Annotated in this window: 27 protein-coding genes; 18 read left to right on the forward strand and 9 right to left on the reverse strand. The window is 69.7% G+C overall.

Going from position 1 to position 26,608, the window contains the following annotated elements; translation table 11 throughout:
• Positions 1-10 precede the first annotated feature (10 nt).
• Positions 11-742, reverse strand: coding sequence for a group II truncated hemoglobin (locus tag GWK61_RS03845; RefSeq protein WP_194904966.1), 732 nt, complete (start codon positions 740-742; stop codon positions 11-13).
• A 65-nt stretch (positions 743-807) separates the two neighbouring features.
• Positions 808-2,076: an alpha/beta hydrolase gene (locus tag GWK61_RS03850; protein WP_194904968.1), complete on the reverse strand. Its 1,269-nt coding sequence runs from the start codon at positions 2,074-2,076 to the stop codon at positions 808-810.
• A 96-nt stretch (positions 2,077-2,172) separates the two neighbouring features.
• Here GWK61_RS03850 and GWK61_RS03855 point away from each other — a divergent pair, with 96 nt between their 5' ends.
• Positions 2,173-2,868, forward strand: coding sequence for a FadR/GntR family transcriptional regulator (locus GWK61_RS03855; protein WP_194904970.1), 696 nt, complete (start codon positions 2,173-2,175; stop codon positions 2,866-2,868).
• Positions 2,869-2,926: 58 nt separating this feature from the next.
• On the opposite strand, the gene GWK61_RS03860 is transcribed toward GWK61_RS03855, so the two are convergent.
• Genes GWK61_RS03860 through GWK61_RS03870 form a run of 3 tightly spaced genes read right to left on the reverse strand, consistent with a single transcriptional unit; the run spans position 2,927 to position 6,636 of the window.
• Complete coding sequence (locus GWK61_RS03860; RefSeq protein ID WP_194904973.1) at positions 2,927-3,964, reverse strand: ABC transporter permease; 1,038 nt, start codon at positions 3,962-3,964, stop codon at positions 2,927-2,929.
• Positions 3,957-5,585 carry a sugar ABC transporter ATP-binding protein gene (locus GWK61_RS03865; RefSeq protein ID WP_194904975.1) on the reverse strand — a complete coding sequence of 543 codons (1,629 nt, stop codon included), beginning with the start codon at positions 5,583-5,585 and terminating at the stop codon, positions 3,957-3,959. Before GWK61_RS03865 ends, GWK61_RS03860 begins: the two co-directional genes overlap by 8 nt.
• A 7-nt stretch (positions 5,586-5,592) precedes the next feature.
• Positions 5,593-6,636 (reverse strand): sugar ABC transporter substrate-binding protein, encoded by a 1,044-nt coding sequence (locus GWK61_RS03870; RefSeq protein ID WP_194904977.1) that lies wholly within the window; start codon positions 6,634-6,636, stop codon positions 5,593-5,595.
• 245 nt (positions 6,637-6,881) lie between these two features.
• On the opposite strand from GWK61_RS03870, the gene GWK61_RS03875 reads away from it, so the two are divergent.
• The 8 genes from GWK61_RS03875 (at position 6,882) to galE (ending at position 14,581) form a co-directional block, all read left to right on the forward strand.
• Positions 6,882-7,742, forward strand: coding sequence for a fumarylacetoacetate hydrolase family protein (locus GWK61_RS03875; RefSeq protein WP_194904979.1), 861 nt, complete (start codon positions 6,882-6,884; stop codon positions 7,740-7,742).
• Positions 7,739-9,064 (forward strand): L-fuconate dehydratase, encoded by a 1,326-nt coding sequence (locus GWK61_RS03880; RefSeq protein WP_194904981.1) that lies wholly within the window; start codon positions 7,739-7,741, stop codon positions 9,062-9,064. Before GWK61_RS03875 ends, GWK61_RS03880 begins: the two co-directional genes overlap by 4 nt.
• A gap of 10 nt (positions 9,065-9,074) precedes the next feature.
• Complete coding sequence (locus GWK61_RS03885) at positions 9,075-9,833, forward strand: SDR family NAD(P)-dependent oxidoreductase (RefSeq protein WP_194905028.1); 759 nt, start codon at positions 9,075-9,077, stop codon at positions 9,831-9,833.
• A 4-nt stretch (positions 9,834-9,837) separates the two neighbouring features.
• Entirely contained in the window at positions 9,838-10,767 is a 930-nt protein-coding gene (locus GWK61_RS03890; RefSeq protein ID WP_194904983.1) for an aldo/keto reductase, read from the forward strand.
• A gap of 1 nt (position 10,768) precedes the next feature.
• Complete coding sequence (locus GWK61_RS03895; protein WP_194904985.1) at positions 10,769-11,452, forward strand: (Fe-S)-binding protein; 684 nt, start codon at positions 10,769-10,771, stop codon at positions 11,450-11,452.
• Entirely contained in the window at positions 11,449-12,906 is a 1,458-nt protein-coding gene (locus GWK61_RS03900) for a LutB/LldF family L-lactate oxidation iron-sulfur protein (protein WP_194904987.1), read from the forward strand. The genes GWK61_RS03895 and GWK61_RS03900 overlap by 4 nt, the downstream gene beginning before the upstream one ends.
• Positions 12,903-13,538 (forward strand): LutC/YkgG family protein, encoded by a 636-nt coding sequence (locus GWK61_RS03905; protein WP_194904989.1) that lies wholly within the window; start codon positions 12,903-12,905, stop codon positions 13,536-13,538. Before GWK61_RS03900 ends, GWK61_RS03905 begins: the two co-directional genes overlap by 4 nt.
• A gap of 71 nt (positions 13,539-13,609) precedes the next feature.
• Positions 13,610-14,581 (forward strand): UDP-glucose 4-epimerase GalE, encoded by a 972-nt coding sequence (galE, locus tag GWK61_RS03910; RefSeq protein WP_194904991.1) that lies wholly within the window; start codon positions 13,610-13,612, stop codon positions 14,579-14,581.
• A gap of 125 nt (positions 14,582-14,706) precedes the next feature.
• On the opposite strand, the gene GWK61_RS03915 is transcribed toward galE, so the two are convergent.
• Positions 14,707-14,910, reverse strand: coding sequence for a cold-shock protein (locus GWK61_RS03915; protein WP_194904993.1), 204 nt, complete (start codon positions 14,908-14,910; stop codon positions 14,707-14,709).
• Between the two features lie 313 nt (positions 14,911-15,223).
• On the opposite strand from GWK61_RS03915, the gene GWK61_RS03920 reads away from it, so the two are divergent.
• Together GWK61_RS03920 and GWK61_RS03925 are read left to right on the forward strand one after the other, a co-directional pair.
• The gene (locus GWK61_RS03920) at positions 15,224-16,651 is read left to right on the forward strand and encodes an NAD-dependent malic enzyme (RefSeq protein ID WP_194904995.1); all 1,428 of its coding nucleotides are present in this window, start codon (positions 15,224-15,226) and stop codon (positions 16,649-16,651) included.
• Between the two features lie 58 nt (positions 16,652-16,709).
• Positions 16,710-17,201 carry a nitroreductase/quinone reductase family protein gene (locus GWK61_RS03925; protein WP_194904997.1) on the forward strand — a complete coding sequence of 164 codons (492 nt, stop codon included), beginning with the start codon at positions 16,710-16,712 and terminating at the stop codon, positions 17,199-17,201.
• 419 nt (positions 17,202-17,620) lie between these two features.
• Here the strand turns inward: GWK61_RS03925 and GWK61_RS03930 are convergent, their stop codons facing one another.
• Both GWK61_RS03930 and murA read right to left on the reverse strand, forming a co-directional pair.
• Positions 17,621-18,142, reverse strand: coding sequence for a DIP1984 family protein (locus GWK61_RS03930; RefSeq protein ID WP_194905000.1), 522 nt, complete (start codon positions 18,140-18,142; stop codon positions 17,621-17,623).
• Between the two features lie 116 nt (positions 18,143-18,258).
• Positions 18,259-19,629 carry a UDP-N-acetylglucosamine 1-carboxyvinyltransferase gene (gene murA / locus GWK61_RS03935; RefSeq protein ID WP_228561691.1) on the reverse strand — a complete coding sequence of 457 codons (1,371 nt, stop codon included), beginning with the start codon at positions 19,627-19,629 and terminating at the stop codon, positions 18,259-18,261.
• A gap of 317 nt (positions 19,630-19,946) precedes the next feature.
• Here murA and GWK61_RS03940 point away from each other — a divergent pair, with 317 nt between their 5' ends.
• Complete coding sequence (locus GWK61_RS03940) at positions 19,947-20,564, forward strand: YqgE/AlgH family protein (protein ID WP_194905001.1); 618 nt, start codon at positions 19,947-19,949, stop codon at positions 20,562-20,564.
• A gap of 217 nt (positions 20,565-20,781) precedes the next feature.
• On the opposite strand, the gene GWK61_RS03945 is transcribed toward GWK61_RS03940, so the two are convergent.
• On the reverse strand, positions 20,782-21,567 hold the full coding sequence (locus tag GWK61_RS03945; RefSeq protein ID WP_194905004.1) for a hypothetical protein: 786 nt from the start codon (positions 21,565-21,567) through the stop codon (positions 20,782-20,784).
• A 173-nt stretch (positions 21,568-21,740) separates the two neighbouring features.
• Between GWK61_RS03945 and GWK61_RS03950 the strand changes: the two genes are divergently transcribed.
• The 6 genes from GWK61_RS03950 (at position 21,741) to GWK61_RS03975 (ending at position 26,351) form a co-directional block, all read left to right on the forward strand.
• The gene (locus tag GWK61_RS03950) at positions 21,741-22,217 is read left to right on the forward strand and encodes an SGNH/GDSL hydrolase family protein (protein ID WP_194905006.1); all 477 of its coding nucleotides are present in this window, start codon (positions 21,741-21,743) and stop codon (positions 22,215-22,217) included.
• Positions 22,218-22,312: 95 nt separating this feature from the next.
• Positions 22,313-23,626, forward strand: a complete 1,314-nt coding sequence (locus GWK61_RS03955) for a site-specific integrase (protein WP_194905008.1) — start codon at positions 22,313-22,315, stop codon at positions 23,624-23,626.
• A gap of 304 nt (positions 23,627-23,930) precedes the next feature.
• On the forward strand, positions 23,931-24,164 hold the full coding sequence (locus tag GWK61_RS03960) for a hypothetical protein (RefSeq protein WP_194905011.1): 234 nt from the start codon (positions 23,931-23,933) through the stop codon (positions 24,162-24,164).
• Positions 24,161-24,403 (forward strand): HNH endonuclease, encoded by a 243-nt coding sequence (locus tag GWK61_RS60565; protein ID WP_194905013.1) that lies wholly within the window; start codon positions 24,161-24,163, stop codon positions 24,401-24,403. The genes GWK61_RS03960 and GWK61_RS60565 overlap by 4 nt, the downstream gene beginning before the upstream one ends.
• A gap of 267 nt (positions 24,404-24,670) precedes the next feature.
• Positions 24,671-24,949, forward strand: coding sequence for a hypothetical protein (locus tag GWK61_RS03970; RefSeq protein ID WP_194905015.1), 279 nt, complete (start codon positions 24,671-24,673; stop codon positions 24,947-24,949).
• A gap of 40 nt (positions 24,950-24,989) precedes the next feature.
• Positions 24,990-26,351: a terminase large subunit domain-containing protein gene (locus GWK61_RS03975; protein WP_194905018.1), complete on the forward strand. Its 1,362-nt coding sequence runs from the start codon at positions 24,990-24,992 to the stop codon at positions 26,349-26,351.
• The last annotated feature ends 257 nt before the right edge of the window (positions 26,352-26,608 follow it).

The following is a 26,608-nucleotide window of genomic DNA, read 5'->3' on the forward strand; positions in this document are numbered from 1 at the left end:
CTCCGGCCGCTCAGCCGCGGTACGGAGGGTGCCCGCCCCAGCTCCATTTCGGCATCGGGGCGTCGTACTCCTTCACACCCGGCTGGGAGTTGATGACGGCGAGCCGGGTGCCCCACTCGATGTAGCCGGTGAAGGCGGCGCGGAACTCGGGGTCGTCCGGGAGGCCGACCTCGTCGGCGGCGTCCATCAGGAGGCTGACCCAGCGGCGGCGCTGCTTCTCCTGGATGCCGCGGCCGAGGTGCTGCCGGATCATGTGGCGGTAGCCGCCGTGCGAGTCCGTGTAGGTGCTGGGGCCGCCGAAGACCTCGCCGAGCCAGAGCGCGACGTGCTGCGGGTGCTCTGGGTTCATGCCGGCGAACAGGGGATGGAGCAGGTCGTCCTTCAGGACCTTGCGGTAGAAGGCCTCCGTCAGGCGCAGGAGGGCCTCTTCGCCGCCGAGCCATTCGTAGAGGCTCGGGACGGCGCCGCCGTCGCCTCGGACGGCTGTGTTCTCGTAGTGGCGCCGGTCGGTGATGTCGGCTTCGTAGGCCTTGAGGTGGTCCTCGTCCGGGGTCGCCGGAGCCTTCGTCGAGTTCCAGGTGGTGCGGAAGACGTACTGGTCGGGTTCGTCGATGCCGCGGGTCAGCTCGTAGCCGACGCATTCCGGCGTGGCGGTCAGCGCCTTGGCCGCATCGGCGTAGGCGGCCTCGAACTCGGCGGCGCGTTCGGCGGGAATGCGGTAGCGGATGTACTCGACGGTCATGCGATCAGTTTTCCATGGCGCCTGCTTATCCGGGCGGATCCGCGGTGATGCGGGCGTCGTGAGGCCTACTTCGCCCCCGGCACCTGAACCGCCTTCGCCAACCAAAGCAACTCCTGCGTGAACGCCGCCTGCGCGAAGGTCCACGAGTGCTTCCCGGAGCCGGTCCAGATCTGGTTCGGGACGTGGTCCTTGTTCAGCGCGGCGGACAGCTGTTGGGCATGCTTTGGCTGCGCCGACTCCTGGTCGCCGACTGCGAACATGCCGGTGAAGGTCTTGGGCCACTTCTTGTGCTTGGTCAGGATGGTCAGGGGGTCGTCGGTGGCGTACTCGGCCGCGTTGCCGCCGTAGAGGGCGGCGATGGTGGAGTTCTTGTCGCCCTTGTTGGGGCCCAGGTCGCCGCTGATGTCCAGGAAGTGGCCGAAGACCGTGGGATGCGTGAGCGCGAGGTCGATGGCGCAGGTGCCGCCCATCGACCAGCCGGCGGCGGCCCACTTGGCGGGGATCGTGGCGGTGCCGAAGGTCTTCTCGACGTAGGGCGGGATGTCCTTCACCAGGTGGTCCATGGCCTGGCCGGCGGGGCCGTTCACGCACTCGGTGTCGACCTTGAAGCCGCCGGAGGCGTCGACGAAGACCAGCACCGGGGCGAAGCCGTGGTTCGCGGCGGCGTAGGCGTCGGCGGTCTTGATGGCGTTGCCGGCGCGGATCCAGTTGTCGGGAACCGCGTACTCGCCGCCGATCATCTCCACGACCGGGAGCTTGGGACGGTGCGTGGAGCGGAACCAGGCTGGCGGGAGGTAGACGTACTCGCTGCGGTGCTGGAAACCGCTGGCGGTGTCCGGGATGTCGACCTCGACGATGCGGCCCGTCTTGGTGTTGCCGTGGATGCTGCCCAATTGCGCCAGGGTGACCTGCTGCGGCAGCGCCTGGTTGGTGAGCTCGCCGTACATGTCCGCCAGCGTCGGGTAGTAGCCGAGTCCGGCGTCCAGCGCGTCGGCGGCGGTGAGCACGGCCAGCAGCATCGCCAGCGGCGCCGCCGTCCGCTGCCACCAGCGTGAGCCGCGCCAGCACACGATCGCCAGGCCCAGAGCCAGGGCGAAGACCGCGAGCCAGAACCAGAGCCCGAGCGGCAACGGATCGGAGATCCCGCCGACCGTCCGGACCAGCACCACGCACAGCACGCCGAACAGAACAGAACCCCCGAGCACGATCGGCAGGCGCTTGAGCAGGAACTTCCGGTCCCGCAGCCGCCTGCGTCCGATCGTGACGACGACCAGCGCCACGGTGAGCACCCGCAGGGTCCACGGCAGCCAGCCGTCCAGCAACGACACGTCCACGGGCTCGATCTTCGCGGGGGTGCCGTCAGTTCCGGGTAAGGGTCGCCTATCCAACCGCCGCAGGCCACCGGCTCCCGGCGCTGGCACAATGACCGCATGGCGGTCACGGACGAGGCGATCGAGAAGATCAAAGAGATGATCATCAAGGGCCGGCTGCGGCCCGGCGACCGCCTGCCCAAGGAGGCGGACCTGGCCGCGGAGCTGGGGCTCTCCCGCAGCTCGCTGCGGGAGGCGGTGCGGGCCCTGTCGCTGATCCACGTGCTGGACGTCCGGCAGGGCGACGGTACTTACGTCACCAGCCTGGAGCCGGCGCGGCTGCTGGAGGCGATGAGCTTCGTGGTGGACTTCCACCGCGACGACACCGTTCTGGAATTCCTTGAGGTACGCCGCATCCTGGAGCCGGCCGCCACCGCGATGGCCGCGCAGCGCATCACCGACGACGAGGTGGCCGACCTGCGCGCGCACCTGGCGCTGATCGGCAACGCCCCGACGGTCGAGGACCTGGTGCGCAACGACCTGGAGTTCCACAGCCGGATCGCGGCCTGCTCGCGGAACGTGGTGCTGGGCTCGCTGCTGGACAGCCTGTCGGGGCCGACGACGCGCGCGCGGGTCTGGCGCGGGCTGACGCAGGAGGGCGCGCTGACCCGGACGCTGATGGAGCACACGGCGATCCTCGACGCGCTGGCCGAGCGGGACTCCGAGGGCGCCCGGGCGTGGGCGACGATCCACATCGTGAGCATCGAGCAGTGGCTGCGGAACACGCTGAGCGAGAGACGGTCCACGGACCAGTGAACAAGCAGAGCGGTCGGGTATCCGGTTCTGCGAGAACCGGATACCCGACCGCTCCCACTCATTCTTGCGCGGCGCCCGAGGTGTAGCGCGAGACGACCAGCGCCACCAGGATCACCAGGCCGTCGAAGAACTCGATGTCGTTCGGCGACACGTGCCCGAACGTCAGCACGTTCTCGATCAGCCGCAGCGTCAGGACGCCGGTGAGCGCTCCGAACAGCGAACCGCGGCCGCCGTTCATGCTCACGCCGCCGATCACGGTCGCGGCGAACACCTGGAAGATCTTCCCGGTGCCGGCGCTCGCCGAGGCGGAGCCCAGGCGGCCGGTGTAGAGGATGCCGGCGAAGGCGGCGAGCATCGAGCCGATGATCAGGACGATCCAGACCGTGCGCTCCACGCGGATGCCGGCGGCCTTGGCGGCGCCCGGGTTGCCGCCGATCGCGTACACCGCGCGGCCGTGCCGGTACCAGCCGAGGGCGATGATGCCGACGGCGAACAGGAGCCCGCAGATCCACACCGACGCCGGCTGTCCGAACCAGATGGTGTGCCCGAGGTAGGCGAACGACGGGGGCAGCGTGAAGATGGTCTGGCCGCCGTCGATGACGATCACCAGGCCGTGCAGCATCGTCAGCATCCCGAGGGTGACGACGAAGCCGTTCAGGTTCATCTTCAGGATCAGGAAGCCGTTCACGGCCCCGACCGCCGCCCCGACCAGCAGGCACACCGGGATCGCCAGCCACTCGGCGCCGAAGCCCAGGCCGTTGAAGCGGTTCCCGGCGGTCGGCAGCACCAGCCACAGCGCGATCACCGGGGCCAGCGTCACCGTCGACTCCAGCGACAGGTCCATCCGGCCGCTGATCAGGATCAGCGCCTCGGCCAGGACCAGGACGCTGAGCTCGGTGGACTGCTGGAGCATCGCCAGGAAGTTGTCCGAGGTCAGGAAGTCCGGCGATTCGATGAAGCCGATCAGGATCAGCAGCGCCATCGCCGGCAGCAGCGAGAACTCGCGCAGCCAGCGGGTGCTCGGGCGGCCGGACCGCCCGGTCCGGCCGGCCGGGAGGGTCTCGGCCGCGTCGGTCATCGTCGTGGCCTCACTCATGGCCGGGCCTTTCGTTCGCGATGGTCTGGTCTTCGGGGGAGGGGTCCGGCGCGGGGTCGCTGGGCCCTTCCGCGTCGCTGGGCCCTTCCAGGCCGCTGAGTCCTTCCACGGCGGCGATGAGTTCGGCGTCGCTCCAACCGCTCGGGAACTCCCCGACGATCGCACCCTTGAACATCACCACCACCCGGTGGGCGATCCGCAGGTCGTCGAGCTCGTCGGAGACCAGCAGCGCGCCGCAGCCCTCGTCGGCGGCCTGGCGCACCGTGCCGAGCAGCGACTCCTTCGACTTGACGTCCACCCCGGCGGTCGGCCGGATCAGCACCAGCGCCTTCGGGGAGTTGGCCAGCGCGCGGCCCATCACGACCTTCTGCTGGTTGCCGCCGGACAGCGCGCCGACCGGCTGGTCCGGTCCTTCGGCCTTGACGTCCAGCCGGGCCATCAGGACGCTGCCGGCGCGGCGCAGCGAGTCGCCGGTGAAGAAGCCGTGGCGGCCCAGCCGGTCCATCGCGGTGAGCGTGATGTTCTCGGCGATCGGGCGCATCGGGACCACGCCCTGCGCGTGCCGGTCTTCGGGGACGAAGCCGAGCCCGGCGTGCAGCGCGTCCGGGACGCTCCCGGTCCGAACGCTCTTCCCGGCGACCGCCACGGTCCCGGCGCTCGGGCGGTGCAGCCCGGCGACCGTCTCGCCGAGCGCGACCACGCCCGAGCCGCCGGCCCCCGCCAGGCCGACGATCTCGCCCCGGCCCACCGAGACCGAGAAGTCGGAGTAGGCGCCGGGCAGAGTCAGGTCACTGATTTCCAGCGCCGGGACGGAGTCGGCCGTCGGCGTGTAGGTGTCGACCGCGTACTGGGCCCGTTCCGAGCGGTCCTCGCCGGTCATGGCCTCGATCAGGGCGTCCTTGTCCAGGCCCGCGACCGGCGCGGTGAGGATGTGCCGGGCGTCCCGGTAGACGGTCACCGTCTGGCAGACCTCGTACACCTCGGCCAGGTGGTGCGAGATGAACAGGAACGCCACGCCCGATTCCTGCAGCCGCCGCAGCCGGTCGAAGAGCCCTGCGATCTTCGCGCCGTCCAGCTGCGCGGTGGGCTCGTCCAGGATGATGAACTTCGCCCCGAAGGACAGCGCGCGGGCGATCTCCAGCACCTGCCGCTGGTCCACGGCCAGGGTCGCGGCGGCCGCGGCCGGGTCCACGTCGATCTCGTACTCGGCCAGCAGATCCGCCGCGCGGGAGCGCAGCGCCTTCCAGCTGATCCGGCGCAGCCCGTCGGCCTGCCGGTTCAGGAACAGGTTCTCGGCCACCGAGAGCGTCGGGATGATCGTCGACTTCTGATACACGCACGCGACCCGCGCCTGCCAGGCCGCGCGGTCGGACACCGGCGGCGCGGCCTCGCCGTCGAACAGGATGCGCCCCGCCTCCGGCCGGGCCAGCCCGGTCAGCAGCGACACCAGCGTGGACTTGCCGGCGCCGTTGCGCCCGACCAGCGCGTGCGCCTCGCCGGGGGCGACGTCGATGCCGACGTCGATCAGGGCGCGGGTGGCGCCGAAGCTCTTGGACACGGCTATCGCCGTGGCGACGGGGCGGCCGGTGGTCCCGGCCGCCCTTTGGTCGTGCGTCGTCATCGGACTGTCACTTGCCAACCTGGTTGCCCCACAGCGTGGAGTCGCCCACGTTCGCCGAGGTCACCAGCGGCGCGGGCAGCTGGTCCTCCAGCCCGTTGGGCAGCTGGATGATCGTCGAGTTGTGGTCGGTCGGGCCGGGGGAGAAGGTCTTGCCGTCGGCGGCGGCCTGGGCGTAGAAGAGCCCGTACTTGGCGTAGAGGTCCGCCGGCTGGGAGACGGTGGCGTCGATCTGCCCGGCCTTGATGGCCTGGAACTCCGCCGGGATGCCGTCGTTGGAGATGATGAAGATGTGCTTGGGGTCGGTCGGCGGCACCAGCAGGTTCTTCTGCTTGAGCAGGGACAGGGTCGGTGCCAGGAACACGCCGCCGGCCTGCATGTAGATGCCGTTGACGGTGCCCGCGTTCAGCGCGTCCTGGAGCTTGGAGGCGGCCACGTCGCCGGCCCAGTTCGTCGGCTCGGCCTCGATCTTGATGTTCGGGTAGTTCTGCTTCATGCAGTCGCCGAAGGCCTGGGAGCGGTCGCGGCCGTTGATCGAGGTGAGGTCGCCCTCGAACTCCACGATCCGTCCGGTGCCCTTGAGCTTGTCGCCGAGGAACTGGCAGGCCTTGGTGCCGTACGCCTTGTTGTCCGCGCGCACGACCATGTACACCTGCCCCTTGTCGGGCCGGGTGTCCACGCTGACCACCGGGATGTGCTTGCCCGCCAGGTCCTCCAGGGTGCTGGCGATCGCGCCGGTGTCCTGCGGGGCCATCAGGATGACCTTCGCGCCCTGGCCGGTGAGCGTGGTGACGTTGGAGACCAGGACGTCGGTCTGGTTGTTGGAGTTCGTGGCGGGGAGCGCGTTGATCTTGCCGGAGCTGATGTCGCTGTTGACGTACTTCGCGTAGCTGTTCCAGAAGTCGGAGTCCGACCTCGGGAAGTCGATGCCTATCTTCTTGCCGCCGCCGGAGGCGGACTTCGAGCTGCTGCGGCCGCAGGCGGCGGCGCTCAGCCCGAGCGCCGCGACGGCCGTGAGGGCCAGAACTGTTCTCGACGTACGGTGCAGCCTCATGACCGTCCTCGCTGGTGAAGGGGTGCGGATAAGTGCGGGGAAGCGTGTGTGTTCTGTGTCACGTGCCGTTCAGTCATCCGATGTATAGCCCTGGTAGCGGGGGCTGTAAAGACTGTGGAACATAATCGTTACGGGGAATTGCTAGATCCACTCCGGGAATCGCCAGGCCGACCCCGGGTCCGGGGAGTGAGAAGGATCTTGAATCCCTTGACGATAGATCCGATGTTTGCCTAGAGTCCCGGAGCGTGAGACTCCTCCGCCTGGGCGAGCCCGGCCGCGAGCGCCCCGTGCTGCTCGCCGCCGACGGCCGCCACTTCGATCTGACCGGTGTCATCGGCGACCTGGACCGTGCGTTCTGGGTGGACGGGGGCGCGGACGCGGTCCGCGCCGCGTCCGAGGCCGGCACCCTGCCCGAGATCCCGGCCGACGAAGTCGCCGGGTCGCGCGTCGGCGCGGCCGTCGCGCGCCCCGGCAAGGTGGTGTGCATCGGGCTGAACTATCGGGACCACGCCGAGGAGACCGGTGCGCCGATCCCGCCGCGGCCCGTCGTCTTCATGAAGGACCCTTATACGGTCGTCGGCCCGAACGACGACATCCTCATCCCGCGCGGCTCGGTCAAGACCGACTGGGAGGTGGAGCTCGCCGTCGTCATCGGCGCGCGGGCCCGCTACCTGGAGTCGCACGAGGCCGCACTCGGTGTCGTCGGCGGCTTCGCGGTCAGCAACGACGTCTCCGAGCGCGAGTACCAGCTGGAGCGCTCGGGACAGTGGGACCTGGGCAAGTCGTGTGAGACCTTCAACCCGCTCGGGCCGCACCTGGTCACCGCCGACGAGGTCGAGGACTTCCAGAAGCTGGGTCTGCGGTTGAAGGTCAACGGCGAGCAGCGGCAGAACGGCAACACCGAGAACATGATCTTCGGAGTGGCCGAGGTGATCCGCTACCTCTCGCAGCACATGGTGCTGGAGCCCGGGGACGTCATCAACACCGGGACCCCCGCGGGCGTGGCGCTCGGTATCGCCGACCACCCCTACCTGCGCGCGGGCGACGTGGTCGAGCTGGAGATCGACGGGCTGGGATCGCAGCGCTCGAATCTGGTCCGGGCATGAGCCGGATCGTCGGTTTCGAGACCTTCGACGTCCGGTTCCCCACCTCGCGGGAGCTCGACGGTTCGGACGCGATGAACCCGGACCCCGACTACTCCGCCGCCTACCTGATCCTGCGCACCGACGCGGACGACGGACTGGAGGGCCACGGCTTCACCTTCACGATAGGCCGGGGCAACGACGTCCAGGTCGCGGCGATCGAGGCGCTGCGCGACCACGTCCTCGGCCGCGACGTCGAGGAGGTCTGCGCCGATCCGGGCATCGTGAACCGGGCCCTGATCGGGGACAGCCAGCTGCGCTGGCTGGGCCCGGAGAAGGGCGTCATGCACATGGCGATAGGCGCGGTCGTCAACGCGGTCTGGGACCTGGCCGCCAAGCGCGCCGGGGTCCCGCTGTGGAAGCTGCTGGCCGACGGCGACCCGGAATGGCTGGTCTCCCAGGTCGACTTCCGATACATCGCCGACGCGCTGACCGCCGAGGAGGCGCTGGAGCTGCTGCGGCGCGGCAAGGACGGCGCGGCCGACCGCGAGACCACCCTGCGCGCCCAGGGATATCCCGCCTACACCACCTCGGCGGGCTGGCTCGGCTACTCCGACGAGAAGCTGACCCGGCTCGCGCTGGAGGCGGTCGCCTCCGGCTTCTCCCAGATCAAGCTCAAGGTCGGCGCGGACCTGGCCGACGACGTGCGCCGCTGCCGCACCGCGCGGGCCGCGGTGGGGCCGGACGTGCGCATGGCGATCGACGCGAACCAGCGCTGGAACGTCGGCGAGGCCATCGAGTGGGTCAAGGCGCTGGCCGAGTTCGACGTGTACTGGATCGAGGAGCCGACCTCGCCGGACGACGTCCTCGGGCACGCCGCGATCCGGGCCGCGGTGGCGCCGGTGAAGGTGGCCACCGGGGAGCACGTGCAGAACCGGATCATCTTCAAGCAGCTGCTTCAGGCCGAGGCCATCGACTTCCTCCAGCTCGACGCGGCGCGGGTCGGCGGGGTCAACGAGAACCTGGCGATCCTGTTGCTGGCGGCCAAGTTCGGGGTGCCGGTGTGCCCGCACGCCGGCGGGGTCGGGCTGTGCGAGCTGGTGCAGCACCTGTCCATGTTCGACTTCGTGGCCCTGACCGGCACCACCGAAGACCGCGTCGTGGAGTACGTCGACCACTTGCACGAGCACTTCGTGACGCCGACCGTGGTCACCGGCGGGGCGTATCAGGCCCCGACGGCACCGGGCTTCTCCGCGGAGATGTTCCCGGCGACCCTGGAGGCGTATTCGTTCCCTGACGGGTCGTTCTGGCGCGCGGACCGCGGCGAGGGCACAGGAGAGGGCTGAGATGCAGGACATGCGGGACTTCGAGGGGCTCAAGGCGGTCGTCACCGGCGGCGGCTCGGGCATCGGCGCGGCCACCGCGCGGCTGCTGGCCAACCGCGGCGCGGCGGTCGCGGTGCTGGACCTGGACCCGGCGGCGGCCGTCAGCGCGGGGCTGCACGGCTTCAAGGCCGACGTCTCCGACGACGCCTCGGTGCGCGCCGCGATCGCCTCGGCGCGGGAAGCGCTCGGCGGCCTGGACGTGCTGGTCAACAACGCCGGCATCGGCGCGGCCGGCACCGTCGAGGACAATCCTGACGAGCAGTGGATGAAGGTCTACGACGTGAACGTGGTCGGCATGGTGCGCGTGACCCGCGCGGCCCTGCCGGCGCTGCGCGAGTCGCAGCACGCCGCGATCGTGAACACCTGCTCGATCGCCGCCACCGCCGGCCTGCCGCAGCGCGCGCTCTACTCGGCGACCAAGGGCGCGGTGCTGTCGCTGACCCTGGCGATGGCTGCGGACCACGTCCGTGAAGGCATCCGCGTGAACTGCGTGAACCCCGGCACCGCCGACACCCCGTGGGTCGGCCGCCTCCTGGACGCCGCCGACGACCCGGCCGCCGAGCGCGCGGCGCTGGAGGCGCGGCAGCCGATGGGCCGGCTGGTCTCGGCCGACGAGGTCGCCGCGGCGATCGCGTACCTGGCCTCGCCGACGGCCGCCTCGGTCACCGGGACCGCGCTCGCCGTCGACGGCGGAATGGCAGGGTTGCGCTTGCGTCCCGTGGGACAGTGACTGCATGTCAAACACCATCGGCCGCGGCGTCGCGCTGACCGAGCTGTCGTTCGGCGCCGCGGCCCTCGGCAACCTGTTCACCGCGGTGACCGACGACGAGGCGCGCGCCGCCGTGGACGCCGCGTGGGACGCCGGCATCCGCGCGTTCGACACCGCGCCGCACTACGGCCTCGGCCTGTCCGAGCGGCGGCTCGGGACGGCGCTGCGGGAACGGCCGCGCGCGGAGTTCACCGTGTCGACCAAGGTGGGGCGGATCCTGGAGCCGGTGGCCGATCCGGTCGGCCTCGACGACGAGGGGTTCGTGGTGCCGGCGGCGTTCCGGCGGGTCTGGGACTTCTCCGGGGACGGGGTGCGGCGCTCGATCGAGGCCAGCCTGGAGCGGCTCGGGCTGGACCGCGTCGACACGGTTCTCATCCACGATCCCGACGAGCACGAGGACCAGGCGATCGGCGAGGCGTACCCGGCGCTGGCGAAGCTGCGCGACGAGGGCGTGATCGGGGCGGTCGGCGTCGGGATGAACCAGGTGCGGGTGCCGCTGCGGTTCGTGCTCGAGACCGACATCGACGTGGTGCTGCTCGCCGGCCGCTACACGCTGCTCGACCGGTCCGGCACCGAACTGCTCGACCGGGCGGCCGCGCACGGCGTGGACATCGTCATCGGCGGCGCGTTCAACTCCGGGCTGCTGGTCGATCCGAAGCCGAGCTCGACCTACGACTACGCGGCGGTCCCGCCGGAGATCCTGGCCGAGGCGTTGCGGCTCAAGGAAATCTGCGAGAAGCACGGCGTCCCGCTGCGCGCCGCCGCGCTCCAGTTCCCGCTGCGCCATCCGGCGGTGCGTTCGGTGCTGATCGGCGCGCGGTCGCCGCAGGAGGTGCGCGACTGCGTGGAGATGGCGCGGGCGCCGATCCCCGACGCGTTGTGGGCAGAGGTCTGAGATGCGCGTCGCGCTGTTCATCACCTGCTACAACGACGCGCTCTTCCCTGACACCGGCAAAGCCGTCACCGCCGTGCTGGAGCGGCTCGGCCACACGGTCGAGTTCCCGGCGGCGCAGACCTGCTGCGGCCAGATGCACTACAACACCGGGTACCGGCGCGAGGCCGATTCGCTGGTCGGGGCGTTCAACGACGCCTTCCGTGGCTACGAAGCGATCGTCACGCCCTCCGGTTCCTGCGGCGGCCACGTCCGGCACCACCACAAGACCGAGACCGCGCCGAACGTGTACGAGTTCTCGGAATTCCTGGTGGACGTCCTGGGTGTGACCGACGTCGGCGCCTACTATCCGCACCGTGTCACCTACCACCCGACCTGCCACAGCCTGCGTATGCTGCGCGTCGGCGACAAGCCCTTGCAGTTGCTGCGTGCGGTGGAGGGCATCGATCTGGTCGAGCTGCCGGAGGCCGAGTCGTGTTGCGGGTTCGGCGGGACGTTCGCGATGAAGAACTCTGAGACGTCGGTGGCGATGCTCCAGGACAAGATGGGCAACGTGCGCAAGACCGGCGCGCAGACGCTGTGCGCGTCCGACAACTCCTGCCTGATGCACATCGGCGGGGGACTGGGGCGGGTCAAGTCGGGTGTCAGGAGCCTGCATCTGGCCGAGATCCTGGCGGCGACGCGATGAGCCGCGATGAAGTGAACGTGGTGTGGCTGGGGTCGCCGACGTTTCCCAAGGCCGCGCACGATGCGTTGCAGGACACCCAGCTGCGCCGGAACCTGAAGCACGCGACCACCACCATCCGCGACAAGCGGCTGAAGGCTGTGGCAGAGCTCGATGACTGGGAGACGCTGCGCGAGGCCGGCTCGCAGATCAAGGACCGCGTGATGCGGCACCTGGACGAGTACCTGCTTCAGTTGGAGGCGTCGGTCACGGCGGCCGGCGGCGTCGTGCACTGGGCCGAGGACGCGCGCGAGGCCAACGCCATCGTCAGCCGGCTGGTGCGGGCCAAGGGCGCGACCGAGGTCGTGAAGATCAAGTCCATGGCCACCCAGGAGATCGGGCTCAACGAGGCGCTGGAAGACGAGGGCATCGAGGCCACCGAGACCGACCTCGCCGAGCTGATCGTGCAGCTGAACGACGACCGGCCCTCGCACATCCTGGTCCCGGCCATCCACCGCAACCGGACCGAGATCCGCGACATCTTCAAGCGGGAGATGGGCAAGCACGGCGTCGCCGCGCCGGACGATCTGACCGACGAGCCGCGCGTGCTGGCCGAGGCGGCGCGCGTGCACCTGCGGGAGAAGTTCCTGCGGGCGAAGGTGGCGATCTCCGGGGCGAACTTCGCCTGTGCGGACACCGGGACCGTCGGGGTCGTGGAGTCCGAGGGCAACGGCCGGATGTGTCTGACGCTGCCGGAGACGTTGATCACGGTGATGGGGCTGGAGAAGGTCCTGCCGTCGTTCGGCGACCTGGAAGTGTTTCTGCAACTGCTGCCGAGGTCGTCGACGGCGGAACGTATGAACCCTTATACGTCGCTGTGGACCGGTGTCACCCCCGGCGACGGGCCGCAGGAGTTCCACCTGATCCTGCTCGACAACGGCCGGACGAAGACGTTGGCCGACACCGAAGGCCGGTCGGCGCTGCACTGTATTCGGTGCTCGGCGTGTCTGAACGTGTGCCCCGTCTATGAGCGGACCGGAGGTCGGTCGTACGGATCGGTGTATCCGGGGCCGATCGGGGCGGTGCTGACGCCGCAGTTGGTCGGGGTCGGGACGTCTGAGCATGCTGATTCGCTGCCGTTCGCCTCGACGCTGTGCGGTGCTTGTTACGACGCGTGTCCGGTGCGGATCGACATCCCCGAGATGCTGGTGCACCTGCGCGCCAAGGTTGTGGACTCGCACCGGGGCGGCGTGCCGAAGCCCGAGGCGTTGGCGATGAAGGGCGCGCAGATGGTGTTCGGCTCGCCGCGGCGGTTGGCGGTGGCCGAGCGGTTGGGGGCGATCGGCGGTCGGCTCGTGGGGATCCGCGGGGGACGGTGGCTGCCGGGGCCGGCGAGGAAGTGGACGGGAGCGCGGGACGTGCCGGTGCCGGCGCGGGAGTCGTTCCGGACGTGGTGGCGGAAGGCGGGACGGGGATGAGCGAGGCGAAGGCGGCGATCCTGGGGCGTATTCGCTCGGCGCTGCGCGATGTGCCTGGTGACGAACGTCCCGAGGACGTCGAGGTCACTCGCGCTTATGTCGACAGCCATGCGACCGGGGACGTCGTCGACCTGTTCGTGGAACGCGTCGAGGACTACCGGGCCACGGTCACGCGGGTCGGCGAGTCCGACGCGCCGGCTGCGATCGCGCGGATCCTTGGCGAGCGCGGTGTCGAGAATCTGGTCGTGCCGCCGGGCTTCCCGGACGAGCTGTTGGCTGCGTATCAGGGTTCTCGGTTGTCGGACGATCCGCCGCTGACTCCGGCCGAACTGGACGCGTCGGACGGCGTGATCACCCTTGCCGCGCTTGGGATCGCGCTGACCGGGACCATCGTGCTGGATGCCGGGCCGGGACAGGGGCGGCGGGCGCTCTCGCTGGTGCCGGACCTGCACCTGTGCGTCGTCCGGGCCTCGCAGGTCGCCGCCGACGTGCCGCTCGCGATCCGTACGCTGGTGCCGGAGCGGCCGACCACGTTCATCTCGGGGCCGTCGGCGACCTCCGACATCGAGCTGGACCGGGTCGAGGGCGTGCACGGGCCGCGGACGCTTGCCGTTGTGTTGATTTCTGGGTGAGTCTGTTTATTTCTGGGACTTCGGCTAGGCTGGGGCTGTCCAACTCGGTCTTAGCGGAGGTCTGAACAAGCATGCGTTTGCTGGTCATTGGGGGCGCCGGGTACGTCGGCTCGGTCACCTCCGCGGTGCTGGTCGAGGCCGGGCACGAAGTCACCGTCGTCGACGATCTGTCCACCGGGCACCGGGACGCGGTGCCCGCCGGCGCCGCCTTCCGGCACGCCGACGTGCTGGACCAACGGCAGCTCGGGGACGTGCTGCGGGCCGTCACCGAACAGGGCCCGATCGACGCGATCCTGCACTTCGCGGCGCGCTCGCTGGTCGGGGAGTCGGTGGCCGAGCCGGCGCGCTACTTCCGGCACAACATCACCACCACGGCGAATCTGCTGGAGGCGATGCGGGACCACGGGATCGGGACGATCGTCTTCTCCTCGACCGCCGCCTGCTACGGCGAGCCGGAGGCCACGCCGATCACCGAGGACATGCCGACGGTGCCGACCAACCCCTACGGGGCCTCGAAGCTGGCGGCCGACCAGATGCTGACGTTCGCGGCTCCCGCGTACGGCATCGCCGCGGTGTCGCTGCGGTACTTCAACGTCGCCGGCGCCTACGGCCCGCAGGGCGAGCGGCACGAGGTGGAGACGCACCTGATCCCGCGGCTGCTGGACGTCGCGGCCGGGAACGCGCCGGAGGCCTCGGTGTTCGGCACCGACTACCCGACGCCGGACGGGACCGCGATCCGCGACTACATCCACGTGCGGGACCTGGCCGAGGCGCACCTGCTGGCGCTGGGCGCGGCAACGAAGGGCGAGCACCTGATCTGCAACCTGGGCACCGGGACCGGGTTCTCGGTCTACGAGGTGCTGGAGGCCGTGCGCAAGGCGACCGGAGCGGCGGTGCCGGCGGCGGAGAAGCCGCGGCGTGCGGGCGATCCGGCGCGGCTGGTGGCCTCGGCGGAGCGGGCGCGGACCGTGCTGGGCTGGAGCCCGGAGCGGACGGAGCTGGCCGAGACCGTCGCGGACGCCTGGGCCTTCTATCGTCGTTAGTCGCTCATATCGGGCCTTGGGCGATTTCCAGGGCTGATATCCAGTGTGGTGTTTCCGGACACTGAAAAGCCGCATTCGGAAGCGGTGTTCCGAATGCGGCTCGCGTTATTGCCGAAGAGGATCCCTCAGACCGGACGGACGTTCTCCGCCTGGGCGCCCTTCGGGCCCTGGGTAACCTCGAACTCGACGCGCTGGTTCTCCTCCAGCGAGCGGTAGCCGCTCGACTGTATGGCGGAGAAGTGCACGAACACGTCCGGGCCGCCCTCATCCTGCGAGATGAAGCCGTAGCCCTTCTCGGAGTTGAACCACTTGACTGTCCCCTGAGCCATCCTGCTCTCATTTCCTGCTTGAAGAACCATTGTCGGTCTGTGGTCTTAGACGAGAAGGGCCCGGCGGAATGCGATCCGCTGGGCCTTTTAACACCGCGAACTACGACCTTGGCTGCGAGTGTACGCGATCATTCCGGCCTCGGCGAGAGTGTGGATCATCGCTCAGATCACGATGCAGCCACGACTAGATCACATCGAAGGCCGGTTCTGCTCATAATGCGCACCGCGGACTGGCCGATCTACACCCCGGCGTCGGCGTGGATGCGTCTACCCTTGACATGAAGAAAGTCGGCAGTCCAAAGGAGAACCGCCCGTGTCCGCCTCACCCAGCGTGTCCTATTCGATCACCGTCCGTCTGGAGGCTCCCTCCTACGGCAACGCGGTGAGCGGGATCACCAGGGCGGTGGAGGACGCCGGCGGTGTGGTGACCGGTCTGGACGTCTCCGGGTCGAGCCGGGACCGGATGCGGGTCGACGTCACGATCGCGGCCAGCAGCGAGGAGCACTCCAAGGCGATCACCGACGAGCTGACCAAGATCGAGGGGGTCGAGGTCGGCAAGGTGTCCGACCGGACCTTCCTGATGCACCTCGGCGGCAAGATCGAGATGACCTCCAAGGTCGCGCTGCGCAACCGCGACGAGCTGTCCATGGCCTACACGCCGGGCGTCGCGCGGGTGTCGCTGGCGCTGGCCGAGAACCCCGGGGACGCGCGGCGCCTGACCATCAAGCGCAACACGGTCGCCGTGGTCACCGACGGCTCGGCGGTGCTGGGGCTGGGCAACATCGGCCCGATCGCGGCGCTGCCGGTGATGGAGGGCAAGGCGGCGCTGTTCAAGCAGTTCGCCGGGGTGGACGCGTGGCCGCTGTGCCTGGACACGCAGGACACCGAGGAGATCATCAAGGTGGTCAAGGCGATCGCGCCGGGCTTCGCCGGGATCAACCTGGAGGACATCAGCGCGCCGCGGTGCTTCGAGATCGAGCGCCGGCTGCGGCAGGAGCTGGACATCCCGGTCTTCCACGACGACCAGCACGGGACCGCGATCGTGGTGCTGGCGGCGCTGACCAACGCGCTGAAGGTGGTCGGCAAGAAGCTGCAGGACGTGCGCATCGTCGGCTCCGGCGCGGGCGCCGCGGGCACCGCGATCCTGAAGCTGCTGATCGCCGCCGGCGCCACCGACATCACGGTCGCCGACTACCACGGCGTGGTGCACGTCGGCCGCGACGACGTCAACGGCGCCGCCGGGGACGACGGCGACGGCGGCGAGGACCTGCGCTGGGTCGCCGAGCACACCAACCCCGGCAACCTCAGCGGCACCCTGAAGGAGGCACTGGCCGGCGCGGACGTCTTCATCGGCGTCTCTGCCCCCCGCATCCTGACCGGCGACGACATCGCCACCATGGCGCCGGGCGCGATCGTCTTCGCCCTGGCGAACCCGGAGCCCGAGGTCGACCCGGACGACGCCCTGGCGCACGCGGCCGTGGTGGCCACCGGCCGCAGCGACTACCCGAACCAGATCAACAACGTGCTGGCCTTCCCGGGCGTCTTCCGCGGCCTGATCGACGCGCAGTCGAACAACGTCACGCCGGAGGTGCTGGTGGCGGCGGCGCGGGCGATCGCCTCGACGGTGGGCGACAGCGATCTGAACCCGAGCTACATCGTCCCGAGCGTGTTCCACAAGGACCTGGCCAAGACGGTGGCCGAGGCCGTGGTGGCGGCGGTGAAGGGCCAGCAGGGGGAGTAGCGCGTGGTCGGCGTGGTCAGCGTGGTCGTGGTGCGGATGCAGGAGTAGCGTCCGCACCATGGGTACTGGGACGAAACCGGCAGGGCGTGCGGCGGGGCGTGCTCAGACGCTGCCGATGCAGGGCCTGGTGAACGCCTTCACACGCGCGGCCTTGAGCACACCGGGCGTGGCCAAGGGGATCGGCCGCAGGCTGATACTGCTGTACGTCTTCGGCCGCCGCAGCGGCAAGCGCTACGCCATCCCGATCGCCTACATGGAGCACGACGGGAAAGTCCTGATCGGCACCCAGTTCGGCTGGAGCCGCAACCTGCGCACCGGCGACCCGATCCAGGTCCGGTACAAGGGCAAGCTGCGCTCGGCCGACGTCGAGGTGGTCGAGGACGCCGACCGGGTGGCGGAGCTGTACACGCTGATGTGCCGGGACAACCACGCTTTCGCGAAGTTCCACAACATCGGCTTCGACGGTGCGGGCACGCCGGATCCGGAGGCGGTGCGGGAGGCTGTGCGGCTGGGGGCTCGGGCGGTTTTGTTGACGCCGCAGGTTGGGTGAGCTCGCCGCCGAGTAACCAAGCAACCCAACCGCCAGGCTGCGGAGTAGCCGGGCCGCCGAGTTATGCGCCGCCGAGCTATCAGCCGCAGAAGCTGCATGGTCGCCGAGCCGAGCGCAGCACCCCGCGAAACACAAAGCGCGGCGGTCGCGACCCAATTCGCGACCGCCGCGCGGACCGTGTGAAGTGCCCCTTGCCCGCCCTCGCCGTCGCGGATCTGCACGTGGTGGTGAGGTGTGCGCTGTGCGCTGTTACCTGTGCGGTGTGCTGGGCTGCGTTGTGTGGTGGGGAATCGAACCCCGGCACTGCCCTCCGTGCACCATGGAGAGCCGAGATTTCCCCGTCGGCTCGTCGGGGTCGTGCAACGCCTCCGCGGCGGCTACCTGCTTCACACGGTGGACCTCGCCTTTTTTGGGCGGGGTCAGTCCAGAAGGTCGACCTCCCAGTTGGCGCGTTGGATGCGGACGTCGAGTTCGCGGATTTCGCGGCTCAGGGCGTCGCCTTGGGCTCGGAGGGATGCGACCGGGAGGGCTGACAGCATCTTCAGTTCCGAGCGGAGCTGGCGCTGGTAGCCCGCGTTCTTGCCGGCGGCGGCGTCGGCTGCGGCGGTGACCACCGAGTGGCGCAGGCGCAGGGTGTCGCGGCGGGCCAGGGCGTCGCTGAGGGTGCCGTCGGGGCCGATGGCCGCCGCCGCGTTGGTGCGGTTGATGCGGCGGATCAGGTCTTCGAGGTGGTCCAGGGCGGTGCCGGCTTCGGCCAGCAGGGCCGCGGCGTCCTCGGAGGGCTCCTCGCCCTCCTGGTAGCGCGCGTTGGCCACGATGCGGGCCTTCAGCTGCTCGATGCGGCGTGCCGCGTCGGCGCGCAGGGCCAGTGCTTCAGCCACTTTCGCCCGCCCGTCTCCCACCGCCACCCATTGAGGTGTCGCTTCGCGACGCAGGTTCATTATGGTCACCCCCGAGTTCTCGCCGATACGTTCTTCGGCTGCATCAGTATCGGGGGTTGGTAAGTGGTTGTGCACGTGGAAATCCGTCCCGGGCCTGGAATTCAGAGGAATCCCGGTCAGGCCGGAATCTCCATCTCCACGTCCGCGCCCAGCGCCGAGAGCTTCGCCTCGAAGTCCTCGTAGCCGCGGTGGATCAGGCTGATGCCGTGCACGGTGGACGTCCCCTGGGCCGCCAGCGCCGCGATCAGGTAGCTGAAGCCGGCGCGCAGGTCGGGGATGGTCAGCTCGGCGCCGTGCAGCTTCGTGGGGCCGGAAATGACCGCCGAGTGCATGAAGTTGCGCTGGCCGAAGCGGCAGGCGCTGCCGCCGAGGCATTCGCGGTACAGCTGGATCTGGGCGCCCATGCGGTTCAGCGCCTCGGTGAAGCCCAGCCGCTGCTCGTAGACCGTCTCGTGGATGATCGACAGGCCCTGGGCCTGCGTCAGCGCCACCACCAGTGGCTGCTGCCAGTCGGTGGACAGGCCCGGGTGGACGTCCGTCTCCAGCGCCAGGGCGCGCATCTGGCCGCCGGAGTGCCAGAAGCGGATCGAGGGCTCGCCGCGGGTGTCGTCGACCTCGAAGTCTCCCCCTATGCGGCGGAAGACGTTGAGGAACGTCATCATCTCGCCCTGGGTGGCGCCGACCACGCGGATGTCGCCGCCGGTGGCCAGGGCCGCGCAGGCCCACGACGCCGTCTCCAGGCGGTCCGGGATGGCGCGGTGCGTGAAGCCGCCGAGGCGGTCCACGCCGATGATGCGGATCACGCGGTCGTTGTGGACCGAGACCATGGCGCCCATCTTCTGCAGCACCGCGATCAGGTCCACGATCTCCGGCTCGGTGGCCGCGTTGGAGAGCTCTGTCACGCCCTCGGCCAGCACCGCGGTCAGCAGCACCTGCTCGGTGGCGCCGACGCTGGGGTACGGCAGCCGGATCTGCGTGCCGCGCAGCCGCTCGGGGGCCGAGATCAGCAGGCCCTCGGGGCGCTTCTCGACCACGGCGCCGAAGGCCCGCAGCGCGTCCAGGTGGAAGTCGATCGGCCGGTCGCCGATCTTGCAGCCGCCCAGGTCCGGGATGAAGGCACGGCCCAGGCGGTGCAGGAGCGGCCCGCACAGCAGCACCGGGATGCGGCTGGTGCCGGCGTGCGCCTCGACCGCGGCGTCGCTGGCGCGCTCGACCGAGACCGGGTCCAGGATCAGCGTGTCGCTCGGTTCCCCGTTGGGCCCGGCGGCGCCGCGGGTCACCGAGACGCCGTGCGCCTCCAAAAGGCCGGTGACGATCCGCACGTCCGAGATCGACGGCACGTTGTGCAGCACCGACGTGCCGTGTCCGAGCAGCGCGGCCACCATCGCTTTGGGGACCAGGTTTTTCGCGCCACGGACCCGGACCTCACCGGACAGGGCGGCACCGCCGTGCACTGTCAGGACGTCGGAGGCGGTGCTCAGGGCCATGGTTCTCCACAGGTGTGTGCTTCGGACCGCCTTTGCGTGGGACTTCGCAGGGCGGGACGGGTCGGCGGCTGGTCCAGGGTACTCGAACACGGGGCGCATGCGGTCGAAGCTCGCGAAGATCGCAGTTGGTGCGAGCGCCGCACTCGCTCGGAAGCCCTGTGTGGGCAACAGGACGTACTGATTCGAACGCTGAGGGTCGCCGATCGCCGTCCCGCCGGGTGGCGGAAGGTCAACAGAGCGTCAAGAGGCGGTCGCGGACGCGCGGGCCTTGGGGCAAAAGGCGCCAGCGGGGGTCCGGGTGCGGGATCATGTGTGCCATGACGGACGCAGGGCGCGACGCGGGGGAGCAGGACGGCGGCAGAGTGCCGCTGGAACGGCTGACCGGCAAACTGCTGGTCGCCACCACGGTCCTGGTCGACCCCAACTTCGACCGCACGGTGGTGCTGGTCGTCGACCACGACGACGACGGCACCCTGGGCGTCGTCCTCAACCGGCCCGGGAGCCTGGACGTCGAGGACGTGCTGGAGACCTGGGCGCCGCTGGCGGCCGAGCCCCCGACCGTGTTCCTGGGCGGCCCGGTCGCCCTGGACTCGGCGCTGGGCATCGCCTGCGTGCGCCCCGAAGCGGCGGTCCCGGGCGAGGAGCCGCTGGGCTGGCGGCAGTTCTCCGGCCGCCTGGGCCTGGTGGACCTGGACGCGCCGCCCGAGGTGCTGGCCCCGGACCTGACCGCGCTGCGGATCTTCGCCGGGTACGCCGGCTGGGGCCCGGGGCAGCTGGCCGGCGAGCTCGCGCAGCGGGCCTGGTACGTGGTTGAGCCGGAACTGGCCGACGTGTTCACCACCGAGCCCGAGGACCTGTGGCGCCGGGTGCTGCGCCGCCAGGGCGGGACCATCGCGATGGTCGCGAACTGGACCGAGGATCCTGATCTGAACTAGCGGTATCGACCGGCGGTATCGACCGGCGGTATCAAAGATCTGATAAAGCGCCGAGCGCCCGGAGCCGCGGACGGATCGCGGCGCCGGGCTGGCGGGCTGACGACTGACGACTGACGGCCGCGGGGCTGGCGACCGAAGGGTCACCGGAGCGCGCAAGACGCCCCCGCGAGCGCTGCTGCGAATCGCGGGAGCGTTGCTGTGAGCCGTGCCGCGAGCGCTACTGCGTGGAGCTGAGCCCCGAGCTGATGTCCTTCATGCTCGGGATCTCCGAGCCGACCGCGCCGGTCTTGAGCAGGATGCCGTACAGCACGACCGCCAGCCCCAGCACCAGCGCCGCCTGCGCGAACGAGCGCGACCGCAGCTTGTTCTTGCGCGCCGTCCACAGGCCCAGGACCAGCAGCGCCAGCAGCACCGCGAGCAGGCCCAGGATGATGTGCGCCCAGGACTGGTAGGAGACCCAGTCGCGCTGCACGCCGAAGGGGTCCTGCTTGGCGCGCGGGACGTTGTTCTTGAAGTCCGACCAGGTGCGGGCCGCGTCGTGCGCCTGGACCAGCGGGTAGACCAGCAGGTAGGCGCCGGCGGCCAGGGCCGCGACGAGCAGCGCCAGGATCGAGGCGGCGTCGATGCCGGGCAGGAAGGTCGCCGCGACGCCGGTGTTCGGCGCGTTCGGGTCGGCCGGTTCGGCGAACTCGGGCTCTCCGTCGGTGGGGGAGACCCAGGTGTCCTCGGCGAAGGCGCCGGTCGCCGGGTTCTGCGCCACCGCAGCTTCGGCGCTGGGCTGGTCGGCGGTGCGCGCAGTCGCCTCGCTCATCGCGGCCTCGACAGACTCCACGGACTCGGCGGGCTTCGCGGCCCCGGCAGCCGTAGCAGCCCCGGCGGCCCCGGCAGCCTTGGCGGCCTTCGCGGTCCCGGACGACTCAGCCGGCGTCGTCGGCTCGCCGACCGGACCGCCCGGCGGCTGGCCGGTGTTCGGGTCCGGCTGGGTATTCGGGTTCTCGGTCACAGCATCAGTCCATTCATAACGGTTCGCACCATTGTGACCGGTTGGTAGCCCCCATCCTGAGGCGGCGCGCGGCGCGCGGTCGATGCCCCTTGTTAGCTACCCGCAGGTAAGTCATATTTGAGGAATCGTCATGTTCCACCTCCGTAGCACCTCCCACCTGCTAGGAGCACTTTGTGAACAGACCTGTCATCGCCCTGTTCGCGGCGACAACCCTCACCGCCGCGCTGGTTTCCGCCTGGAGCGGGACGGCTCAGGCCACCACCCACGCCGGCCCGGCGGCCATCGTCGCGATGGGCGACAGCGCGATCTCCGGCGAGGGCGCCGGGACCGACACCGGCGACGACTACGTCGCCGGCACCGACGGCCCCGGCGACTACTGCCACCGCAGCACCAAGTCCGAGATCTTCGACACGGGGCTGTCCGGCCTCACCCCGTTCGACGTCGCCTGCTCCGGCGCGCAGACCGGGGACGTCGCCTCGCTCCCGCAGTACTCCGCGGTCACCGGCAGCGGCGGCGGCGACTACGGCGAGCCGAAGCAGGACACGCAGCTGGCCGCCATCGCGAAGACGGACAGCGTGAAGATGGTCGTGCTGACCATCGGCGCCAACGACGACTTCGACTTCACCGGGATTGTAGGTCGTAGATGGTAGGGTCGCAGGTCAGCAAGGTTCACGGTACGGATGCCCCCGGAACGTGAGCCCGGCTCGTCCATTCAGATTGCCCCTGAAAGGAGAGTCAGCCGATCATGGCTGCCCCGAAGAAACCGTTCCACCCCGAACTGGTGGCGTGGCTCGCAGCGAACGCGCAAATGCGACGCGACTCGGCTGACCGCCACGGCCTGAAAGCCTCTACGGCCAACTCCCGCGCCATATGGATTCGCGCAGTCCAGAACGAACTAGGTATCGACGATCCCCGCTCGATCACCTGGGACGACTACGACCGGTTCACACTTGCTAAGTCCGACGCCGGACAGCCGCTACGCGGCGCGTCGTACGACAACCTCCGGCGCGCGTTCGCCAGCTGGATTCCCTACGTGCAAGACGAGCTGATGGCCCCGGCGCGCGCCACTGATGGGCCGAAGCTCTGCCCGCTGCTGCTGGAGTGGAAGAAACACCTTCGGCGCGTCGGATCGCTTACCAGCTTCCGGGGCGCGGAGGTCCCTAAGACGTGCGGGGAGGCGGCGGCCCAGCGCAAGGCGCGCGACGTCCAGCGATGCATGGAACTGGCGGGCAAGACCAACCCGAAGAAGATCACTCAGGCTGACGTCTTGGACTTCCTCGACGTGGTCGAGGAGGTGCGGCAGATAAGCCACTCGGCCTATGACGACAAGCTGCGGTCCGTGCGTCAGTTCGCGCAATGGGCGAAGATCACAGATCCCACGGCAGGTGTTGAGCGGCGGGGCAAGGCGGACGGCTTCGGCGAGATGCCGATGCAGGCGGTTGCCTCGGAGTTCGAGATCACGTCTCTGATCCTGGCTGCGCAGGACGATGCAAACGCGGACGACCCCGAGTTGCGGGGCCTCGGCGCCATGATCGAAATCATCCTCGTCGCCATGGCCGACTGCGCTCTACGCGTCTCCGAGGCGATCCAGCTCGACGGCTCGCCGGACAAGCTGCGGACATACGTAGACCGTGACGGCTACGACGTGTTCGAGGTGTGCGTAGCTTGGGCCAAGGGAAGCGACGGCACGCCCGTGTGGAAGCGGGTAAATCCCGAGCTCTACGAACGGTTGAGGCGGCACGGCTGTCCGCTGACGCCGCCGAGTTGGCGCAAGCGGCCCAACGGCGGGAACATCTCCGGCTACTGGCATATTCGCGCCTGGGCTGCCTCCAAGGGCGTTCCACGGTTCGGTACCCATTCATTCCGGCGTGCTGCGGCCGTCCGCCGCTTCCGGGAACCTGGCGCAAACCTGCTGGATGTCGCGGACCTGCTGGGCCACGCTGACCCACACACCACGTGGACGTACCTCGCCCCGATGCGCGGGTCCCAGACCGGCCGCCCCGGTAGCTACTACTCGCAGCTCACCGCGCGCCACGCCGTCAAGGTATCTATGCCCTGACATAGTTAGTTAACGACGCAAAGAAAATGACGCCGCCCGGCGTCCGAACCCCATTGCCCGAGGCTCGGCCGCCGAGCGGCTTTTCGTAGCGTCTTGGGAGTCGCGACCTGTGTCCTCATTGCCCGAGGACTGCTGGGCCGTCGGCCCCGTGACGCCTCGCCACAGATTCACAGAACGCGACGTCCGGTGCAAACTGCCCCGCCCGATTGAGCACGAGGAATCCCACGTTAGGGCGCACCGCCCGCTAGGCCGGGTGGGGGACAGGGCCCGTGTGCTACCGCATGCGGGCCCTGGCATATGGGGGATGAAGATCGACATGACGTTCATCGCAGCCCTGGCAGTGATCGCGCTAGCCTTGCTGGCCATCGTCCCGACCGCGACCCTGCTCACCATCCTCCGGAGCGTCCAGCGTCCGCCTGTGCCCTCCGCGCCCGTGCCGCTGCCCCGGCCGGACGACTTCCCGCCGGGCTATCACCCGCAGGGCTACCCGCCTCCGGGGGAGGGCTTCCCGCCGGAGCACCCCCTGGGCGGGCTGTGACCCCCTCTGCCCTCACCCCGTCCGGGAGCACCCCCGCTTGGCGGCGTATCCGGGCTACCGTCCTGGCCGCGAGCCCCCTGTGCCACTGGTGCGGGGCCCCGGCCGACTGCGTGGACCACCTCATAGCCCGCGCCCGAGGTGGCACCGACGACCCCGAGAACCTGGTGTCCAGCTGCACGCCGTGCAACCTGGCGCGGGGGGATGGGGGGCCCAACGCTCCGCCGTCTCGCGCGTGGTGAGTTCGCTCGCGAAGTCGCGACGAGTTCGAACGCGAGTGAAGATCGAGACGAACGAAGAGACGATCAGCGCTCGAATGACTGTGACAACTGTGAACGAAGTCGTTTTCTTTGAAAGGTGATGAGACCTCTACACCCCGCGCCCTTCTGTTCTCTCTCCGGACGGCGGACCGGGGGTAATCGCCGCGAGAACCGGCCGAAGACCGTTTCGAATCGAAGGATTCGCACATGCCGAAGCAACGGGGCCCGGCACCGAAGCGGGGGGCCAGCGTGGCGAACCGCAAGCGGCGCGGTGAGCTGGCGATTGAGCGGGCGCTGAAGGCGTCGGCCGACCGGCGGGACCCGTCGCACGCGGCGCTTGAGGTGCTGGCGCTGAACATCGCGCATGTGCTGGACGCGGCCGTGGCCGCTGACGACCGGTACGCAGTCGCGCAGCTGACCCCGCGCATGATCGACCTGTTGGAGCGGCTGAAGCTCACCCCCGACACCAAGACGGCAACCGATGGACTCGGCGACCTGCTCTCTGCCCTCTCCGGCCCCCCGGTATAGCCCGCTGCGGACCCCTGGGGCGCCGACGTACGGCCCGGTGGTGGGACGAATAGCCGAGCTGCTGGGGACGCCTCTCATGCCCTGGCAGCGGCACGTGGCCGACATCGCGTTGGAGATCGAGCCCGGCGGGGCGTTCCGGTTCGACCGGGTCCTGATCTCGGTCCCCCGGCAGTCCGGCAAGACCACGCTCCTACGGCCGGTGATGGTGCACCGCGCGCTGCTGGTGCCGGAGGCCGGGGTGTGGATGTCCGCGCAGACCCGCAATGACGTGCGGGACACGTTCATGGCCACGGTGCGCCGTATCGAGCGCTCGCCGCTGGCTCGCGCGGCGACCATCCGGCGCTCCAACGGGTCGGAGGGGATTGAGTTCCCCAACGGCGGGCAGATCCGCATCTTCGCCCCGGCCGAGGACGCGCTACACGGCAAGACCTGTGACTTGACGTTCTTGGATGAGATCTGGGCCCTCACCGCGGACCAGGGTGCTGCCTTGATGCAGGCCATCATCCCCACTCAGGTGACCCGGCCGCTGTCGCAGACCTGGATGGTGTCCACCGCCGGCACTTCTCGCAGCACCTTCATGCGCCCGATCGTGAATGCGTGCCGTGATGCAGGTGGCGCCGCCGGCAGAACCGCGTACTTCGAGTGGTCGATGCCTGATGACGCCGACCCGCTGGACCTGGAAACGCTGTGCGCGCACCACCCGGCGTTCGGCCACACCATCCGCAGCTCGCGGGCGCTGGCGCACGACCCGGCGGTGATGAACGCCGCCGAGTACGCCCGTGCCTACGGCAACGTGTGGGTGTCTGCGGACTCGTACTACATCGCCCCGCCGATCTGGGAACGCGGCCGGACTCACCTCACGATCGGCCCGGACTCCCCAGTGGCGTTCGCGCTGGAGGTCTACCCCGACCACTCCGGCGCGGTCATCGCCGCCGCCGGGTACCTCCCGGACGGCCGGGCGGCCGTGGAGGTGGTCGAGTTCCGGGGGCAGATGAATTGGGCGGTGGCGCGGGTGATCGAGCTGGTTCGGCGGCACCGGCCGGTGGCGGTGGTGATCGACCCCTACGGCCCGGCCCGGTCGATTCACGCCAAGCTGGCCGAGCAGCACCACACGGCGGTGCCGCTGTCGGAGCCCTTCACGGCTGCTGATCTTCTCCAGGCGGACGCGGAGTTCACCTCCGGCCTGATTGAGGGGACCGTGCTGCATCGCTCGTCTGAGCGCCTTGACTCGGCGCTGTCGGCCGCCACGACCAAGACCGTGCGGGAACAGACGTGCATCGCGCGGACCGGCGACCCCGAACAGGGGTTCCCGGCCGCGCTGATCGCCGCGATGCTCGCGGCGTACGGGCTCGCGCACCCGGTCGCGCAGGTGCCCCGGCCGGTGGTCCAGGCAGCGGCCTGATGTTCCGGCTCTGACCTGGCGTTTCCGGTCAACCCTCAACCCGTCGTCGAGAGTTTGGGGTGGGGTGGGTGAGTGTCCCCCGAGTTGCCGGAGGTTCAAGATCATGTGGTGATTGATCCCGTGAGAGGAACCGATCCGATGGCACCGCCGAGGAAGTACCCGCCGGAGTTGCGGGAACGCGCAGTCCAGATGTATCGCAGCACCCGGCCCCGGCCGGTGGTCCGGCGTCTGGCCGAGCAGCTCGGGGTGCATCCCGA

It is taken from the genome of Catenulispora rubra (assembly GCF_015356825.1).
Lineage (GTDB): Bacteria > Actinomycetota > Actinomycetes > Streptomycetales > Catenulisporaceae > Catenulispora > Catenulispora rubra.

Bases quoted from the DNA above. Each gene is read 5' to 3' on its own strand.
- GWK61_RS03845 (WP_194904966.1), bottom strand. From the start codon at position 742: ATGACCGTCGAGTACATCCGCTACCGCATTCCCGCCGAACGCGCCGCC.
- GWK61_RS03855 (WP_194904970.1), top strand. From the start codon at position 2,173: ATGGCGGTCACGGACGAGGCGATCGAGAAGATCAAAGAGATGATCATC.
- GWK61_RS03860 (WP_194904973.1), bottom strand. From the start codon at position 3,964: ATGAGTGAGGCCACGACGATGACCGACGCGGCCGAGACCCTCCCGGCC.
- GWK61_RS03865 (WP_194904975.1), bottom strand. From the start codon at position 5,585: ATGACGACGCACGACCAAAGGGCGGCCGGGACCACCGGCCGCCCCGTC.
- GWK61_RS03870 (WP_194904977.1), bottom strand. From the start codon at position 6,636: ATGAGGCTGCACCGTACGTCGAGAACAGTTCTGGCCCTCACGGCCGTC.
- GWK61_RS03880 (WP_194904981.1), top strand. From the start codon at position 7,739: ATGAGCCGGATCGTCGGTTTCGAGACCTTCGACGTCCGGTTCCCCACC.
- GWK61_RS03885 (WP_194905028.1), top strand. From the start codon at position 9,075: ATGCGGGACTTCGAGGGGCTCAAGGCGGTCGTCACCGGCGGCGGCTCG.
- GWK61_RS03890 (WP_194904983.1), top strand. From the start codon at position 9,838: ATGTCAAACACCATCGGCCGCGGCGTCGCGCTGACCGAGCTGTCGTTC.
- GWK61_RS03895 (WP_194904985.1), top strand. From the start codon at position 10,769: ATGCGCGTCGCGCTGTTCATCACCTGCTACAACGACGCGCTCTTCCCT.
- GWK61_RS03900 (WP_194904987.1), top strand. From the start codon at position 11,449: ATGAGCCGCGATGAAGTGAACGTGGTGTGGCTGGGGTCGCCGACGTTT.
- GWK61_RS03905 (WP_194904989.1), top strand. From the start codon at position 12,903: ATGAGCGAGGCGAAGGCGGCGATCCTGGGGCGTATTCGCTCGGCGCTG.
- galE (WP_194904991.1), top strand. From the start codon at position 13,610: ATGCGTTTGCTGGTCATTGGGGGCGCCGGGTACGTCGGCTCGGTCACC.
- GWK61_RS03915 (WP_194904993.1), bottom strand. From the start codon at position 14,910: ATGGCTCAGGGGACAGTCAAGTGGTTCAACTCCGAGAAGGGCTACGGC.
- GWK61_RS03925 (WP_194904997.1), top strand. From the start codon at position 16,710: ATGGGTACTGGGACGAAACCGGCAGGGCGTGCGGCGGGGCGTGCTCAG.
- GWK61_RS03930 (WP_194905000.1), bottom strand. From the start codon at position 18,142: ATGAACCTGCGTCGCGAAGCGACACCTCAATGGGTGGCGGTGGGAGAC.
- murA (WP_228561691.1), bottom strand. From the start codon at position 19,629: ATGGCCCTGAGCACCGCCTCCGACGTCCTGACAGTGCACGGCGGTGCC.
- GWK61_RS03940 (WP_194905001.1), top strand. From the start codon at position 19,947: ATGACGGACGCAGGGCGCGACGCGGGGGAGCAGGACGGCGGCAGAGTG.
- GWK61_RS03955 (WP_194905008.1), top strand. From the start codon at position 22,313: ATGGCTGCCCCGAAGAAACCGTTCCACCCCGAACTGGTGGCGTGGCTC.
- GWK61_RS03960 (WP_194905011.1), top strand. From the start codon at position 23,931: ATGAAGATCGACATGACGTTCATCGCAGCCCTGGCAGTGATCGCGCTA.